The following is a 15,754-nucleotide window of genomic DNA, read 5'->3' on the forward strand; positions in this document are numbered from 1 at the left end:
GAACGATGCCTCCTCGGCTCGCCGCAATCTGGCACATCGCGATGCCGTCCGTGGGAGGAGGAGTCCATCCCATCAGGCAAGCACAGCGCACCCGGGGTGGCTTCCCCATGATCCGCACATCCGCGATTGGCGTTCGCATGATCCCGGGTGCGGCCTGCGGCCTTACCCTGGCTACACGGGAATCCGGCGCGACTGGTGCGTCAGCGCCCGGCATCCCAGCCCATCTGCCAGAAGCCGGCTTCCAGTTGCGCGGCCTTGGCGAAGATGCGGGTGAGTTCGTCGAAGCGCGCGTCGGCACCGTGGCGGCGGCCGAGATCGTCCAGCCAGGCATCGGCGGCCACGGCCACCTGCTGGAAGGCGTCGCCGGAGTATTCGCCGATCCATTCGCGATACGGATGATCGTCCGGCAACGCCGCCACACCCTGCGGTGCCAGACGGCGGCCGATTTCGGCATAACCCAGCGTGCACGGCGTCAGCGCGACCTGCAATTCGAGCAGATCGCCGGACATGCCGATGTCCAGCACCCAGCGGGTATAGGCCACCGTGGCCGGGTGTTCGGCTGCCGCCTCGACATCGGCCGCAGACAGGCCCCAGCGCTCGCACAGGCGCAGATGCAGGTTCATTTCGACATCGACAATCGCGCCCAGACCCAGATTGGCGGCGCGCATATCGGCCAGCGTGCGGCTCTTGTACGCCGCCAGCGCGTGGGCGCGGGCGAACTGGATCAGGAACAGGTAGTCCTGCACCAGATAGCGCTGGAACGACGCCAGCGGCAGGCTGCCATCGCCGAGGCCGCGCACGAAGGCGTGATCGATGTAGGCATTCCAGTCATCCGCCGCAGCGGTCTTCAATCGGGCAAACAGGGACACGTCGACAGACTCCGGCAGCCGCAGGCTGCATCAGGGAAAGGGAAAGGGAGGCGGGGTTTCCGGCGTGGCGGTGCGGGCACGGATGGCAGGCCACCGGAGATTGTCGGCCAGCGTGCCGGCAAGGTCCATGTGGGTGTGGATGGCGGCGGGTGCGGACGGGAGTGAACGGGAAGTGTGGTGCCGGGGCCGGGTTTCGCGGGGTTTCGGGATGGTGCGGTTTTGACATGGTGAATCGCGCCCATCTGCGATGTGCGCTCCTACGAATTACGAATTCCGGTTTCCGGGGCAGGAGCGCACCCGCAGGGGCGCGATCCCCCATCACCAATCCACCTCCATCATCCTCGCACCCGCATCACTCCACCTCCGCCAGACCACGCAAGCGCCGCCCAAGCACATCCAGATTCCCGCGCGCGCCATCCAATGCGGCGCGCAACCGTGGTGAAAGAAATCCAGGCGCCAGCTCATGCAGTTGCGCGCTGCGCTGGCGCCAGTCGCTGGCCAGTGCGGCGCCGTGCCGGGTGGCGTATTCGCGTTCGTCGGCCAGTGGCAGGCCGTAACCGGGCATATCGCGCAGCAGCCGGGCCGGATGCGCCAGCAAGGCTTCCAACTGCATCGTTTCATCCAGCAGTCCGCGTTGCGCAGGTTGCAGCCTGCGCAACTGGCGGCGCAGCTGTTCGCGGGCACGGCGTTCCAGTTGCCACAGCGCGGCTTCCTCCAGCACCAGCAAGGCGGCGCTGGCGCGCAGATCGGCCTGCTCCAGCCACGGCTGGCGCTGCGCCGGCGTCAAGGCCAGCCAGGTGGCGGCGTCATCAGCCGGCAAGGCCACACGGCTGCGCGCGATCTGGAACATCTGCGCCAGATGCGCATCAGCGGCGGCAAAACGGTAGCCCAGCCTCAGGGCTTCTTCGTCATCGAGCGGCGCGGGCTGGGCGATGCCGGCGCGTTGCAGGCGACGCAGCAGGGCGGTCGGGCTGATCGCGGCGAACTGCGCGTCGGCCAGCCGTGGCACGCCTTCGCGCAACAGTTTGAAGACCTCGCTGGCGCAGTTGTTGCCGAGAAAGGTGTAGCGCCCGTCGTAGCTCCAATGCAGCTGCGCGGCCCGTTCCAGCAGCGTGGCGATTTCGCCGGGAGCAAGATCCAGTGGCACCGAACGCAGGCCGCGCAGCTCGGCGCGGGTGTATTCGTCCAGCACCTGGGTCAGCGGCAGCACGAACAGGCGCGAGGGATAGCCGCCGCGCAGGCCCTGCCAGGCCGAGACCTGCACATCGTCAACGAAAGCGCGGAACGACAGCACGCGGTGGTGCTCCAGATCCATCCTGCAATCCGCACCGGGCGGGCGCTGCGGTGCGCAGACCACGAGCCGCAGCATCGCGTGGCCCCAGCGGCTGGAGAGCGCGCTGGCCGGTTCAGCCAGCAGGTACTCGACCGCCTGCACGCGCGCCGGATCGAGCAGTTCCAGCACCGGATCATGCGCCGGCACGATGAAGGCAAAATCCGCCCCGCAACGCTCCGGCTGTGATGCGCCATCCGAGCCGAGCGTTTGCGCGAAGTGGCGATGCAGCGCCGGACGCCGGCAGGCGTAATCCGGATCGAGCAGGAAATGCTCCAGATTGACCGCGAAAAATTCGCGCGGCGAGGTCAGTTCATAGCGGTCCGGCGAGCGCGAGCGCATCGGGTTGTGGCGGTTGCGCGCACCGAAGCGGCGTGGCCGCAGCTGCCAGCCGGCCAGATCGCGAAAACGCGGATTGCGCGACAGCGCCAGTTCCCGATCCAGCGCATGACCCAGCTCATGCAGCAGCGCCGCCAGCGCCTGCGGCTGCGCATCGTCGTGCTGCAGCAGATGCCGCGCCAGACGGATATGGCCGCCGCGCAGACGCCCGTGCACGCGTGCCGGCAGATCAGTGAATTCCAGTGTCAACGGCGGCAGCACGGCCAGCATGGAATCCGGAAAATGCACCTGCGCCTGGCGAACCAACGCCTGCGCGGCGCGCTGTTCTTCGGATGAAAGTCCACACTCGTGCAAGGTCAGCGGCAGTGCCGGCGACGCCGCAAACACCGGCGACCCTGCAAGCAGGATCAGCAGCGCGATGGCCAGCCACCGCCACTGGCACCGGCCACTGCGTGATTTCATTGCGCCAGGATGCGCCGCGCCAGTTCCTTATCGTCGCGGTCGGCAGCGCCGGCATCTTGCGTGCGCAGGCGCTGCAATGCCGCCTCCAGCCGCGCGCCACGGATCGCGCCGTCACTGGCGATGAACAGCGCCGCATCGGCGCGCGCTTCGACGATCAGCTTGTCATCGCCCGAGGTGCTGTCGCTGGAGGCCGAAGTGCCGCCCGAAGCCGAGCCGGCCGAGGTGCCTGCGGTGCTGCCGGCGACACTGCCGGCCCAGACCTGGCCCGACGCCAGAAGCAGCAACGGCGCGGCAAAAAACAGGCCGCAACCGCGCCACAGCCAGGTTCGCAAAACAGGGGAAATCATCGCCATCATCCGGTGGTTTTCAGGAGCGCGAGGATAGCCCAGCCGCCACCTCACGGCAGGCGCAAGGCCCATCGTTGCGGGCTGCCGGCTGCCTATACTCGCCGTTTCGGGTGCCGCTGGCCGGCATGGTGCCCGCCATGCACGACACCGGCATGACCCCGTTCAACGCCCCGCCACGTTGACCGGTCACCCGACACCCCGCCACCGGAGAATCCCGATGAAGACACCGCTGCACGCCCTTGCCCTGCTCGGCCTGATGCTGTCCCTTCCGGCCATGGCGCAGCAGCCGCCCAGAATCTGGATTCCGCTGGAGGAAAACCTGCAACCGGTGGTGCTGGACGAAGTCGCGGTGCGGATCACGATGCGCGGTTTCCTCGCCCATACCCGCATCGAAATGAACTTCACCAACCCGAATGCGCGCGTGCTCGAAGGCGAGTTCGTGTTCCCGCTCGGTGCCGGGCAAAGCATCTCCGGCTATGCGCTGGAAGTGGACGGTGCGATGCGCCAGGGCGTGGTGGTGCCGAAGCAGACCGCGCGCGTCGCATTCGAGGACATCAGCCGCCAGCAGATCGATCCGGGCCTGGCCGAGCTGACCCGTGGCAACATATTCCGCACCCGGCTGTATCCGATCCCGGCGCGCGGCAGCAAGCGCATCGCGCTGGAATTCGAACAGGTGATGGACGATGCCGGCGACCACTGGCGCTATCTGCTGCCGCTGCAATTCCGCGAGCCGGTGCGGCGTTTCTCGGTGACGGCCGAGGCGCCGCTGGATGCGCCGGCGCCGGAGCTGGCCGGCGATTCGCCCGATGCCGGCCTGCACTTCGAACGCGCCGCCAGCGTCTGGCGCGCGGAGCTGGCGCGCGAGAACTACGCACCGCAGCACGAACTGGCCTTCCGCGTGCCGCGCCAGCCCAGCGACGCAAACGTGCTGGAAGCGCGCGATCCGCTGGAACCGGCGCAGCGCGCACTGCTGGCACGCATCGACAGCGGCCGCCCGGCAACGCTGCCGGCACCGGCTGCACCCCGCCGCGTGGCACTGTTCTTCGACGCCTCCGGCAGCGCGCACGACCGTGATTTGGCGCGCGAGCGCGAGGCACTGACGGCATGGCTGGCAACACTCGGCGAGGTCGAAGTCGAGCTGATCGCCTTCCGCGATGCCGCCGAATCCGCGCAAAACTTCCGCATCCGCAACGGTGATGCGTCGAAGCTGCTGGCCACGCTGCAAGCCCTGCCGCTGGATGGCGCCAGCAACTACGGCGCGATCGACTTCAAGGCGGTCCGGGCCGATCTGGCCATCGTCATCGGCGACGGGCTGGATACCTTCGGCCGCGGCCACACCGATTTCAGCGTCGCACCGCAACGGTTGTTCGCACTGCACGCCGCGCAACGCGCCGACCATGCGCGCCTGGCCGATATCGCACGACGCGGCAGCGCCGAAGTGCTGGACCTGACCCGCATCTCCGCCGCGCAGGCCGGTACCGCGTTGTCCTCGGCCAGCTGGCGGCTGCTGTCATTGAGCGCCGACGGTACGTGCCACGGCGCGCTGCCGACCACACCTCAACCGGTCGGCGCGGTGTTCACACTGGCCGCGAACTGCAATGCCGGCACCACGCTCAGGCTGGTGTTCGGCAGCGACGCGGGCGGCCCGCAAGTCGAACGGGAACTGGTCGTGGGCGAAGCCGAAGCCACCGCCGGCGAACTGATCGACGCGGTCTGGCGCACCGTGGCGCAGGCGCAGATCACGCAGATGCAGGCCGCCACGCAACCCGACGAAGTCGCGATCACGCAACTGGCGCTGCGCCACGGCGTGGTCACCGCGCAGACCTCGCTGCTGGTGCTGGACCGGATCGAAGACTACGTGCGCTATGGCATAGCACCGAAGGAAACCGCGCTGCGCGAACAGTACGAACGCCTGCGCGCGACCCAACCCAAACCCGCCGCCGACATCGGCCTGGACGCCCGCATCGCAGCTCTCGCGCACAAGTGGCAGGAATTCCGCGCATGGCACGGGCAACGCCATGCCTGGCTGGAAACCCTGCTGCTGCCCAGCGCGCAAGCCGAGGCGTCGGTGTGGCACAGCCTGCCGGCCTCGGCCGAATTGCCGCAAAAGGAGCTGGCGCAGGCGCGTGCCGACATCGATGCCATCGTGCGCGACAGCCGTGCGCTGTCCGAGCGCTGGCAGCTAGATGGCGCCGAAGCGGCATCCCGCAGCAGCTGGGAACGCGACGCCACGGCGCTGATGCTGCGTCTGGATGCATGGCGCGAACGCCGCCTCGCCCTGCCATTTGCGGACGCGCTTTACACTGGAACCGGATCAGGTGTCATCGCCGAATCCACCGACAGCGTGTCGCCGGCACCGATCGCGCCACCACCGCCTTCGCCCGCTGCACCGGCACCCGAACAGCAAGCCCGCGCCAGCGCCGCCGACGCTTCCGAAGCCGCGCTGGAAAGCATCACTGTCACCGGTTCGGGTATTTCCGATGACAGCAACCACGCCGCCACGCCCGCGATGCAGGCCAGCATTTCACTGGATGGCTGGAACCCGGATACGCCTTATCTGAAAACCCTGCGCGCCGCGAGAGATCCCTACGCCGCCTACCTCACGCTGCGCAAAGAACACGCCACCACCCCGTCATTCTTCCTCGACGCGGCAGACTTTTTCCGCGACGAGAACAAGAACCCGGCGCTGGCGCTGCGCGTGCTGTCCAACCTGCTCGAAATCGGCGATGACAACACCGCGCTGGTGCGCGTGTTCGGCTACCGGCTGCTGCAATGGGATCAGCCGGAAGCTGCGCTGCGCGCGTTCGAGGATGCCCGCCGCCAGCGTCCGGAAGAACCGCAGAGCCATCGCGATCTGGCGCTGGCACTTTCGCGCCTGCCACAGCCGCAGACCGCACGCGCGGTCCAACTCCTGTGGCATGTGGCCACGCACGACTGGCATGGCCGCTTCCCGGATATCGAGCTGATCGCACTGCACGAACTGACCGCGCTGCTGGCCGCGCAGCCGGAGGTGGAAATCGCCGGATTCGGCATTCCATCCGAATTGCTGGCGCCGGTGGAAACCGGCCTGCGCGTGGTGCTGACCTGGGATGCGGACAATACCGACATCGATCTGTGGGTCATCGATCCAGCTGGCGAGGCGGTCTACTACTCGCAGCCGCGCAGCCGCAGCGGCGGTCGGATCAGCAAGGACTTCATTCAGGGCTACGGCCCGGAAGTGTTCACCATCGCGCGCCCGCTGCCTGGCACCTACCGGGTGCAGGCGCATTACTTCGGTGATCGCCGCCAGTCGCTGACCGGCCCGGTCACGGTGCAACTGGAATTCCAGACCGGTTTCGGCAGCGGCGAACCGGCCCGCCAAGCCACCACGCGACGGCTGGAAACCGGCAAGCAACGTATCGAGGTCGGCCGCTTCCGGGTAGCCCCATGACCTGCCCGCGCGTGCCGGATGTAAGGTGATCGCCTGCCCCGCCCAACCACGGAGTTTCCGATGTCCACACCGTCTTCCGCCCCCGTAGTCGCCACCAGCACCGCCACCGATTACATCGTCGATCTGACCGATCCCGCCGGCCACCACTGGCGTGCCGATGAACCGGTCTCACTGGGCGGCGGCGATACCGCACCGGCACCGGACCAGCTGCTGCTGTCAGCACTGGGCGCCTGCACCGCGATCACGCTGAAGATGTACGCCGCACGCAAGCAGTGGCCGCTGCACGATGTGCAGGTGGAGTTGTGGTTGAACCCCGATGGCAAGCCGGAAACCGGCATCGATATCCAGCGCCAGGTGCGGCTGGAAGGCGATCTGGATGCGAGCCAGCGCGAGCGCCTCCTGCAGATCGCCAATGCCTGCCCGGTGCACAAGATGCTGAGCGGCGAAGTGCGCATCGCCAGCACCTTGGCACCCTGAAAAACCCACCCGGCGCGCTGACCCAGGCACAGCACGCCGGGCGGACCATCGTGTCCTGCCCGGCACCCGGCGGGACGGTCGAAATGGACACTTTCCCCTGTCACACTTCGGCATCGGTACCGTCTTTCTTCGACATCGACCGTCGCCAAGGCCCGCATGCAGACCTTTCTCGATATCGCCCTGTCCTTCCCCACCGTGGTCTTCAGCGTGTTGCTGATGCTGGCCGTCGGCTACTGGCTGTTGACCCTGCTCGGGCTGCTGGATGGCGAGGTACTGGATCTGGGTGATTTCGCCGGCGATGGCGCGGAGATGGGCGGTTTTTCCGGCGCGCTGCTGAAATTCGGCCTGGATGGCCTGCCGCTCGCGCTGATCGTGACCGGCATCAGCCTGTTCGCCTGGGTGATGAGTTATTTCGCCGAATTCCTGCTGCTGCGCCAGCTTGATCCGGGCCTGCTGCGCACCGCGCTGGGTGCCGTGCTGATGCTGGTGCTGGTACTGATCGCGATTCCGCTGACTGGCCTTTTGTTGCAGCCGCTGCGGCCGCTGTTCGCCAATCTGGCCGGGCCGCAGGCGCCGTCACTGCTGGGGCGCGAGGCGATAGTCCGCAGCCCCAAGGTCGGGCCGGCTCAGGGCGAGGCCAATCTGGACGATGGCGGCGCCGGACTGATCCTGAAAATCCGCAGCAACGAAGAATTTTCCCGTGGCGAGCGTGTGGTGCTGGTCGAATACCTGCCCGATCACAACGCCTACCGCGTGATCCGCGCCTGAGTCGGCAGCGGCGCACGCGCCACGGACCGTTTTCCTTTTCAACCGGCCGTCTGATCCCGGCCAGAACCGGAGTTCATCCCCATGGAAATCCCGCACACCCTGATCATGGCGCTGATGGTGGCCGGCGTGGTGTTCATCACCATCATCGGCCTGTTCGTGCTGTTCAAGGCCTTCTACATCAAGGTGCCGCAGGGCACCGCGCTGATCGTCAACGACATGTCCTCGGTGCCGAAGGTGCATTTCACCGGCGCACTGGTCTACCCGGTGATCTACAAAAAGGAGTTCATGAAGATCTCCCTGATCACGCTGGAAGTGGACCGGCGTGGCAAGGACGGGCTGATCTGCAAGGACAACATGCGCGCCGACATCACCGTGGCCTTTTATCTTCGCGTCAACGAAACCCAGCAGGACGTGCTGAAGGTGGCCAAGGCCATCGGCGTGGACCGGGCTTCGGAGAAAGGGGCAGTCAACGAACTGTTCAACGCCAAGTTCTCCGAGGCGCTCAAGACCGTCGGCAAGAAGATCGACTTCGTCAACCTGTTCGAGAACCGGCAGGAATTCCGCGACCGCATCGTCGAGGTGATCGGCAACGATCTGAACGGCTACATCCTTGAAGACGTGGCGATCGACTATCTCGAACAGACGCCCAAATCCTCGCTCGATCCGCACAACATCCTCGACGCCGAAGGCATCCGCAAGATCACCGAGCTGACCGCCGCGCAGAACGTCATCACCAACGAACTGGAGCGCAACGAGCAGCTGGCGATCACCAAGAAGAACGTCGAAACCAAGGAGGCGCTGCTGGCACTGGAACGCCAGCAGGCCGACGCCGAGGCACGCCAGAAGCGCGAGATCGAAACCATCCAGGCGCGCGAGCAGGCCGAAACCCTGAAGGTGCAGGAAGAAGAACGCCTGAAGGCCGAACAGGCCCGCATCGCCTCGCAGGAGCAGATCGACATCCGCGAGCAGAACCGACTGCGCGAAGTGGAAGTGGCCGAACAGAACCGCCAGCGCGCCGTCGTCATCGAGGTGGAAAAAGTCTCGCGCGCCAAGGAACTGGAAATCGTCGCACGCGAACGCGAAGTCGAACTGCAGCGCATCGAAAAGGAAAAGGCGCTGGAAGAACAGCGCAAGGACATCGCCAACGTGATCCGCGAGCGCGTGGCGGTGGAAAAGACCGTGGCGCAGGAGGAAGAGCGCATCAAGGAAGTACGCGAAGTTTCCGAAGCCGAGCGCATGAAGCAGGTCAAGATCCTCGAAGCGCAGGCGGCGGCCGAAGAAGAGCTGGTCAAGCAGGTCAAGCAGGCCGAGGCCGACGAAACCCGTTCGCGCCACAAGTCGGTGGAAATCACCGTGTTGGCGCAGGCCGAACTGGAAGCGGCCGCCAAGCAGGCCGAGGCCAAGAAAAAGTTGGCCGAAGGCATCGAAGCCGAGCGTGCCGCGCCCGGCCTGGCCGACGCCCGCGTGCGTGAAATCACCGCCGCCGCGATGGAAAAGGAAGGCCTGGCCGAAGCCAAGGTCATCGCCGAAAAGCTCGCCGCCGAAGCGCGCGGCACGCAGGACAAGGGTCTGGCAGAGGCCAAGGTGCTGGAAGAAAACCTCACCGCACAGGCTCGCGGCGAAGAACAGCTCGGTGCCGCCAAGGGCAAGGCCACGCGCGACGTCGGCCTGTCCGAAGCCGACGTGCTGCGCCAGAAACTGCACGCCGAAGCCGAAGGCCTCACCGAGAAGTTCGCCGCGCTGGCCGCCCTCAACGACGACGCCCGCGCGCACGAAGAATTCCGCATGCAGCTGGAAAAGAACTTCGAGCAGGCCATTGCGCAGATTGCCGCCGGCAAGGACATCGCGCGCGAACAGGCCGAAGTGCTGTCCGCCGCGCTGTCCAAGGCCAATATCGACATCGTCGGTGGCGAAGGCGCGTTCTTCGACTCGTTCGCCAAGAGTTTGTCGGTAGGCAAGGCGATTGAAGGCGTGGCCGGGAAAAGCCCGCTGGTCGGTGATCTGATCCAGAAGCTGCTGGGCGCGGGCAAGGGCATCGCGTCGGAACCGGACAATCCGCCCGCCACGCCATGACTCCTGCCGTCCCCTCTCCCGCTGGGGTGAGCAGGGCTTTCGAGCAGCGAAGCTGTGAGCCTACGAACGCCCACGCGCATGCAAGCGTGTGGGCCGGGGCAGGTGGCGCGAAGCGTCGGGTGAGGGTACGAGCAAAGCGCGGCAACACAACCTTGCCGCGCCCTGCATCATCCCGCTCCGCTCGCACCCTCACCCCAACCCCTCTCCCGGCGGGAGAGGGGCTTCCGGATCAAGGATTTTGCGGTAGACCCCGATGACCGATTCCACCGACACCACCACCATCGACCAGGCCGTCGCCGAAGGCGGCGCTTACGAGGTGTTGCGCGCGCGCCTGGCCGATCAGGGCGCGCGCCTGCGCGGGCTGGCGAATGCACTGAATGCGCAGCGGCTGGAGCAGTTCGGTTCCAGCGCGCTGGAAGTGGTCGGGCGGCTGCGGGTGCGGACCGAGAACAATTGCGTGGCGCGCGACATCGTGCGCGTCGGCGATCTGCTGCTGTTCGGCTACAACGTCTTCATCGGGCTGAAGAAGGAAACCCGGATCGAGGACGTGTTCTCGCTGTACCGGCTGGTGGAAACGCCGGACGGCTACGACGTGACCCCGGCCGACATCGCCGGCAGTTTCCTCGCCATCGACAGTTTCGCGCAGGATTTCCGCGAGCTGTACGCCTATTACAAGGACACCCGCCTGCTGCAACTGCTGGTGCGCGACGGCAAATTGCTGGCCGCGTTCCAGATCGGCGAGCGGCTGAGCGATATCCGCGTGTTCCGCTGGAGCATTTCGCCGCAAGGCGAGGTGCGCTACATCGACAACCGTGGCGAACGCGATGTCGCGCTGCCGGCGCCCTACGATTTCGAATGGCAGCCAACCACGCGCGAGATGGTGGTCAACGGCCGTCATCCGCATATCAACATCCTCGATACGGTGTTCGTGGAAACCGTCGGCGGCGATCTGACGATCAAGATCGAGAACAACACCGAGGATGGCCTGGGCATCTATCGCGAGCCGGTGCAGGACAAGACGCAGTCGCTCGACGATGCGCAGATCCAGTTCGCCAAGGTCGGCAGTCTGGTGCTGCTGCGCGTGCTGCCCTACCGCGAGGAACAGTGGCGGCATCTGGCCTACAACACGCTGACGCAGAAGGTGCAGCGCATCGACGGCATCGGCCAGGCCTGCATCCAGTTGCCCGAAGACCACGGCATCATCTGGCCCGGCGGCTATCTGCTGCAGAACGGCGACACCCACCAGTTCGACAGCGCCTTCGACGGCATGCGCTTCAAGCGCGCGATCCGCTCGCCCAATGGCGAGGACGTGCTGTACGTGTTCCACGAGCCGGTCTCCGGCCGCAACGCGCTGTTCACCTACAACCTGATCGAACGCACGCTGCAACCGCCGCTGCTGGCGCATGGCTACGCGCGGCTGGAAGACGGCCGCATGGTGATCTTCAACGAGAGCGACGAGCCGACCCGCATCCATCCGATGCAGGTCTGGCTGACGCCGTTCTGCTTCGAGGAATACGCCGCGCGCCAGCCACCGGCCAGCGGTTTTCTCGGCAAGATCGGCAATGCCGAACTGGTGCGCGGCATTTCCGAACTGCTGTCGCTGGCCGGCGAGATCGATACCGATGCGGTGTCGGTGCAGCGCTACACCCTGCTGGTGCAGGCCACGCGCCGCATGTTCGACGCCCACCACTGGATCGCCGACGCCAACGCCGGCGGTTTCGCGCCGCTGCTGCACGAGATCGCCGCCACCGGCGAGGCGGTGCTGGACGAATACGAGAAGGTCGAAAGCATCCGCGCGCAATCCCAGCGCGCGATGCGCGAGGCCACGACGAAACAGCGCGCGCTGCTGTCGCGGCTGGACCCGGACCGCTTCGAAAAGGTGCAGGATTACGTTGGCGCGCTGCAGGCGATCTCGGCCCAGCGCGGGCATCTGCTGACGATCCGGGAACTGCGCTACATCGATGTCGCCGCGATCGACGCGATGGAAGCCGAACTGGTCGCCGCGCACGAACGCATCGGCGCGGCTACCGGCGATTACCTTGCCGACCCGGCCTCGCTGGCACCGCTGGAAGCGCGCCTGGCCGAACTGGACGCCGCTGCGCAGCAGGCCGCCACCGTGGCCGCGTTGCGCGAACCTCAGCAGGGCCTGACCGAACTCGCCACCGATCTGGACCTGCTGTCCGAACTGATGGCGACCTTGCAAGTCGATGACGCCACCCAGCGCACGAAAATCGTCGAGGCCATCGCCGAACTGTATGCGCGGCTCAACCAGACCCGCGCCCGCGCCGAACAGCGTCGCCGGCAACTGGGCTCGGGCGAACAGGTCGCGCAGTTCGGCGCGCAGTTCGCGCTGTTCTCGCAATCCATCGCCAGCGCGCTGTCGGCATCGACCGATCCGGAGCGCTGCGACGAACAGCTCTCGCGCCTGCTGATCCGGCTGGAGGAACTGGAAAGCCAGTTCGGCGAGCACAGCCGCTTCCTCGACGACATCCTGCAAAAGCGCGAGGAACTGCTGGAGAGTTTCGAGGCGCACAAGCAGTCGCTGCTGGACGCGCGCCAGCGCAGCGCCCAGGGCGTGTTCGACGCCGCGCGCCGCATCCTCGACGGCCTGCCGCGCCGCACCGCGCGCTTCGCCGAGCCCGACGAACTCAATGCCTTCTTCGCCGGCGATGCGCTGATCCTGAAACTGCGCGAACTGGCCGGCCGCCTGCGCGAGCTGAAGGACAACGTCAAGGCCGACGATGTCGAAGCGCGGCTCAAGGGCGTGCGCGACCAGGCGGTGCGCGCGCTGCGCGACCGGAGCGAACTGTTCGAGGGCGACGGCAATCTGATCCGCCTCGGCCGGCACCGTTTCTCGGTCAACACGCAGGAACTGGATCTGACCATCCTGCCGCGCGAGGACGGACTGGCGCTGCATCTGTCCGGGACCGACTATTTCGCCCCGCTCGACGATCCGGCGCTGGAGCCGCTACGGCCGTACTGGCAGGCAGCGTTGGAATCCGAATCGCCGCAGCTTTCGCGTGCCGAATACTTGGCCGGGCTGGTGCTGGACGCCGCCGACCGTGGCGAGCATGGCTTCAGCCGCGAGCGTCTGGCGCAACTGGTACTGGAACCGGACGCGCTGGCCCGCGCAGTACGCGATTTCGCCACGCCGCGTTACCGCGACGGCTACGAAAAAGGCATCCACGACCACGACGCCGCACTGATCCTGCGCGCCGTGGTGCCGCTGCGCGACGCGGCGGGCACGCTCGTGCATGCGCCCGATGCGCGCGCGCGCGCGCTGCTGCACTGGGTCGCGCTGGCCGATGCACCCGAAGCCACCCGCTGGCCGGCGCAGGCGCGCAATGCCGCGCAGATTCGTGAACTGTTCGGCGACGATTCGGCGATGCGCGCGCTGCGCGATGAGATAGCGGTGAGTATCGACTTCAACTCCCTCTCTCCCATCACCGATGGGGCAGAGGGTCGGGGTGAAGGGGCAAGCGCCACCGGCGCGCGTGCTTTTTCCCACCTCCACGAAGAGCCCCTCACGCCACAGCAGGCCCACGCCGCTGCGGCCTATCTGGCACAGGAGCTGTCCGCTGCGCATCCGCAGTTCGCATTCAGCCGCTACGCGCAGCAACTGGTGACGGCGCTCAAAACCACGCTCGACGGCCCGCGCTGGGACGCGCTGAACGCCGCGCTCGAGGCGCTCGACAACAACCCCGCACGCCACGCGCTGCTTCGCCAATGGCTGCGCGCGCTGGTCGATGATGCCGCCGCCAAACCGGCCGATTCAGCGCAACACGCGCCGGCCGCGCTGGCTGATTACATCGACGAAGCGGCGGCGCTGCTGCTGCTCGGCCCGCAGCTCCCGCACCGCATCGCGCAGGCTGATCTGGACGCCGACGTGAGCGGCCTGCTCGGCGAGCATCCACGCATCGTCGAAGGCCGCCTGCCACTGCGCCTGTTCGACCTGATGCAACGTCTGGATGCGCACCGGCGCGACTGGCTGGCGGGCGTGCGCCGATTCCAGCAGATCCGCCAGGACGTGCTGGCGCGCGAGCGCGAGGCACTGCGGCTGGAGGAGTTCCGCCCGCGCCCGCTGGCCTCGTTCGTGCGCAACAGGCTGATCGACCAGTCCTATCTGCCGATCATCGGCGACAACCTTGCCAAGCAGATGGGCGCGGCCGGTGAAGGCAAGCGCAGTGACCTGATGGGCCTGCTGATGCTGATTTCGCCGCCCGGCTACGGCAAGACCACGCTGATGGAATACGTCGCCAACCGCCTCGGCCTGATCTTCATGAAGATCAACGGCCCGGCGCTGGGCCATGACGTACGCTCGCTGGACCCGGCGCAGGCACCCGACGCCACCGCGCGGCAGGAACTGGTCAAGCTCAACCTGGCACTGGAAATGGGCTCCAACGTGATGCTGTACGTGGACGACATCCAGCACACGCACCCCGAATTCCTGCAGAAGTTCATCTCGCTGTGCGACGGCACGCGCCGCATCGAGGGCGTCTGGAACGGCCGCACCAAGACCTACGACATGCGCGGCAAGAAGTTCTGCGTGGTGATGGCCGGCAACCCGTACACCGAATCGGGCGAGGTGTTCAAGATCCCCGACATGCTCGCCAACCGCGCCGACATCTACAACCTCGGCGACGTGCTCGGCGGCATGGAGGATTCCTTCAAGCTCAGCTACATAGAGAACAGCCTGACCAGCAATCCGATGCTGGCGCCGCTGGCTACGCGCGACATGGCCGACCTGTACCTGCTGGTCGACAAGGCGCTGGGCCGCGAGGTGTCGACCAATGCGCTCAAACACGATTACAGCGGCGCCGAGATCAACGAGATCGTCGAGACGCTGAAGCGCCTGATCGCGGTGCGCGAGGTGGTCTACAAGGTCAACCAGCAGTACATCGCCAGCGCCGCGCAGGCCGACGCCTACCGCACCGAGCCGCCGTTCAAGCTGCAAGGCAGCTACCGCAATATGAACAAGCTGGCGGAAAAGGTTTCGGCGGTGATGAACAAGGCCGAGATGCAGCAACTGATCGCCGATCACTACCAGGGCGAATCGCAACTGCTGACCACCGGCGCGGAAGAAAACCTGCTGAAATTGGCCGAACTGCGCGGCACGCTCAGCACCGACGAGGCCGCGCGCTGGGAGCAGATCAAGGCCGACTTCCGCCGCAGCAAGGCCATCGGCGGTGCCGATTCGGACACCGGCACCCGCGTCGTCGCGCAACTGCGCGATCTGGTCGAAAGCATGCAGGGACTGCGCACGCTGGCCGAACAACGGGCGACGGAACCCGCCCTCGTACCGAAACAGGACGCTGCGCCGGTCGCCGATGCACATTGGCCGGCGCTGATCGACCTGCTCGAGCGCGTCGCTTCCGAGCAGACCTTGGCCCGCACCTTCAGTCGCGACACCGCCACCGACGCCGCGATGTGGCTGGGCGGCCTGCGCAACGCGCTGGAAACCGGCTTCAAACCCCTGGTCGACGGCATGGCCAAACGCGCCGACCAGCACGATGCCCTGCAGGTGATCCTGCGCGAAATCGCGCGGCGGATGGCACCTCCCGGCACCGCACCGGAAACACCACCCACCCCAGCCACCAAACCCCGCACTTCCGGCACACGCAAAGGCGAAACATAGGTCGGGCTGAGTGCAGCGATGCCC

Annotated in this window: 8 protein-coding genes; 5 read left to right on the forward strand and 3 right to left on the reverse strand. The window is 66.6% G+C overall.

Annotated elements, in window-relative coordinates; translation table 11 throughout:
* Positions 1-200: 200 nt before the first annotated feature.
* From tenA to WDB66_RS14305, 3 genes are all read right to left on the reverse strand, one after another.
* Entirely contained in the window at positions 201-869 is a 669-nt protein-coding gene (gene tenA, locus WDB66_RS14295; RefSeq protein ID WP_339399285.1) for a thiaminase II, read from the reverse strand.
* A 352-nt stretch (positions 870-1,221) separates the two neighbouring features.
* Positions 1,222-3,000 carry a DUF7844 domain-containing protein gene (locus WDB66_RS14300; RefSeq protein WP_339399286.1) on the reverse strand — a complete coding sequence of 593 codons (1,779 nt, stop codon included), beginning with the start codon at positions 2,998-3,000 and terminating at the stop codon, positions 1,222-1,224.
* Positions 2,997-3,347 (reverse strand): DUF2388 domain-containing protein, encoded by a 351-nt coding sequence (locus WDB66_RS14305; RefSeq protein ID WP_339399287.1) that lies wholly within the window; start codon positions 3,345-3,347, stop codon positions 2,997-2,999. Before WDB66_RS14305 ends, WDB66_RS14300 begins: the two co-directional genes overlap by 4 nt.
* 217 nt (positions 3,348-3,564) lie before the next feature.
* Between WDB66_RS14305 and WDB66_RS14310 the strand changes: the two genes are divergently transcribed.
* The 5 genes from WDB66_RS14310 to WDB66_RS14330 all read left to right on the forward strand — a co-directional run bounded on the left by WDB66_RS14310 (position 3,565) and on the right by WDB66_RS14330 (position 15,730).
* Entirely contained in the window at positions 3,565-6,777 is a 3,213-nt protein-coding gene (locus WDB66_RS14310) for a DUF2135 domain-containing protein (RefSeq protein WP_339399288.1), read from the forward strand.
* A gap of 60 nt (positions 6,778-6,837) precedes the next feature.
* Complete coding sequence (locus WDB66_RS14315) at positions 6,838-7,254, forward strand: OsmC family protein (RefSeq protein WP_339399289.1); 417 nt, start codon at positions 6,838-6,840, stop codon at positions 7,252-7,254.
* A 156-nt stretch (positions 7,255-7,410) separates the two neighbouring features.
* Complete coding sequence (locus WDB66_RS14320; protein ID WP_339399290.1) at positions 7,411-8,022, forward strand: hypothetical protein; 612 nt, start codon at positions 7,411-7,413, stop codon at positions 8,020-8,022.
* 81 nt (positions 8,023-8,103) lie between these two features.
* A complete protein-coding gene (locus WDB66_RS14325; protein ID WP_339399291.1) occupies positions 8,104-10,095 on the forward strand; it encodes a flotillin family protein in 1,992 nt (663 codons plus the stop codon).
* Positions 10,096-10,348: 253 nt separating this feature from the next.
* Positions 10,349-15,730: a DNA repair ATPase gene (locus WDB66_RS14330; protein WP_339399292.1), complete on the forward strand. Its 5,382-nt coding sequence runs from the start codon at positions 10,349-10,351 to the stop codon at positions 15,728-15,730.
* Positions 15,731-15,754 lie beyond the last annotated feature (24 nt).

Source organism: Denitratimonas organivorans (genome assembly GCF_037478135.1).
Taxonomy (GTDB): domain Bacteria; phylum Pseudomonadota; class Gammaproteobacteria; order Xanthomonadales; family Xanthomonadaceae; genus Denitratimonas.

What these genes read in the sequence shown, in the direction of transcription:
- WDB66_RS14300 (WP_339399286.1), bottom strand. Translation starts at nt 3,000, where the DNA reads ATGAAATCACGCAGTGGCCGGTGCCAGTGGCGGTGGCTGGCCATCGCG.
- WDB66_RS14305 (WP_339399287.1), bottom strand. Translation starts at nt 3,347, where the DNA reads ATGATTTCCCCTGTTTTGCGAACCTGGCTGTGGCGCGGTTGCGGCCTG.
- WDB66_RS14310 (WP_339399288.1), top strand. Translation starts at nt 3,565, where the DNA reads ATGAAGACACCGCTGCACGCCCTTGCCCTGCTCGGCCTGATGCTGTCC.
- WDB66_RS14315 (WP_339399289.1), top strand. Translation starts at nt 6,838, where the DNA reads ATGTCCACACCGTCTTCCGCCCCCGTAGTCGCCACCAGCACCGCCACC.
- WDB66_RS14320 (WP_339399290.1), top strand. Translation starts at nt 7,411, where the DNA reads ATGCAGACCTTTCTCGATATCGCCCTGTCCTTCCCCACCGTGGTCTTC.
- WDB66_RS14325 (WP_339399291.1), top strand. Translation starts at nt 8,104, where the DNA reads ATGGAAATCCCGCACACCCTGATCATGGCGCTGATGGTGGCCGGCGTG.
- WDB66_RS14330 (WP_339399292.1), top strand. Translation starts at nt 10,349, where the DNA reads ATGACCGATTCCACCGACACCACCACCATCGACCAGGCCGTCGCCGAA.